A 1,563-nucleotide genomic window follows, 5' to 3' on the forward strand; every position below is an offset into this window, starting at 1 on the left:
TCGATCAGCTCGGCCTCGCGGTCGGACGGCGGCGACCCCTCGCGTCGTCGTCGGACGTGTCGTCGCCGAGGGTGGCGGCGCCGACGACGAACTCGCGCGCGACGGCCACGAGCTCGGCCAGGTTCTCGACCCGGGTCTCGTCCTGCGGGTCGGTGCTGCCCTCGAGCGTGGCCAGGTAGCCCGAGCGGGTCAGGGCCGCCTCGAGCACCTCGTCGGCCGGCGTGCCGTCGGCGGCCATCTGCCGCAGCCCCTCGAGCACCTCGGCGAACTGGCGGATGGCGTTGACCGAGCGGGTGGCCAGGTCGGGCACCTCGTCGACGCGCTGCATCGCGTCCCAGAAGCTCGTGCCCTCGCGGGCGGCGAACCGCTCCAGCGCCGCCTCGGCCCGGTCGCCGATGCCGCGCTTGGGCTCGTTGAGGACACGACGCAGCGACACGGTGTCGCGCGGGTTCACCAGCACGCGGACGTACGCGAGGGCGTCCTTGACCTCCTTGCGCTCGTAGAAGCGCACGCCGCCGACGACGCGGTAGGGCAGGCCGACGCGGATGAACACCTCCTCGAACACGCGGGACTGCGCGTTGGTGCGGTAGAACACCGCGACGTCCTGCGGGCCGGCGAGCTTCTCGTCGGTCAGCCGGTCGATCTCGTCGGCGACGAACTGCGCCTCGTCGCGCTCGTCGTCGCCGACGTAGCCGACGATCTTCTCGCCGTCGCCCTCGGCCGACCACAGCTTCTTGTCCTTCCGCCCGTCGTTGCGGCTGATGACCGCGTTGGCGGCGGACAAGATGGTCTGGGTCGAGCGGTAGTTCTGCTCCAGCAGCACCGTGTCGGCGTTCGGGAAGTCCTGCTCGAACTCCAGGATGTTGCGGATGTCGGCGCCGCGGAAGGCGTAGATCGACTGGTCGGAGTCGCCGACGACCATGAGGTCGGACTGCTCGTCGCACAGCTCGCGGATGAGCTGGTACTGGGCGTGGTTGGTGTCCTGGTACTCGTCGACGAGCACGTGGCGGAAGCGCCGGCGGTAGGACTCGCGGACGTCCGGCCAGGCCTGGAACAGGTGGACCGTGTTCATGATGAGGTCGTCGAAGTCCATGGCGTTGGCCGCCTGGAGCCGCTGCTGGTACAGCGCGTACGCCTCGGCGTACGTCTCCTCGGTCGGCGTGGACGCCCGGCTGCGCGCCGACTCGTGGTCGACCAGCTCGTTCTTGAGGTTGGAGACGTGGTTGAGCACCGCGCGCGGTTGACCTTCTTGGGGTCCAGCTCCATGTCGCGGCACACCAGCGTCATGAGCCGGCGCGCGTCGGCGGCGTCGTAGATGGTGAACGAGGACGTGTAGCCGAACTTCGTGGCCTCGCGGCGCAGGATGCGCACGCACGCGGAGTGGAAGGTCGAGACCCACATCATGCGGGCCTTGCCGCCGACCAGGTCGGCGACGCGCTCGCGCATCTCGGCCGAGGCCTTGTTGGTTGAAACGTGATGGCCAGGATGGAGCCGGGGTGCGCGCCGCGCGCGGCGATGAGCCAGGCGATGCGCCGGGTGAGCACCCGCGTCTTGCCCGAGCCG

The 1,563-nt window shown here is 70.1% G+C and carries 1 pseudogene; it reads right to left on the reverse strand.

Annotated features, from left to right (window positions below):
* Nucleotides 1-49 precede the first annotated feature (49 nt).
* Nucleotides 50-1,563, reverse strand: a pseudogene (locus AC2W7G_RS15955) (UvrD-helicase domain-containing protein); the annotation flags it as partial.

Source organism: Aeromicrobium sp. PFPM2_SD2 (assembly GCF_057364525.1).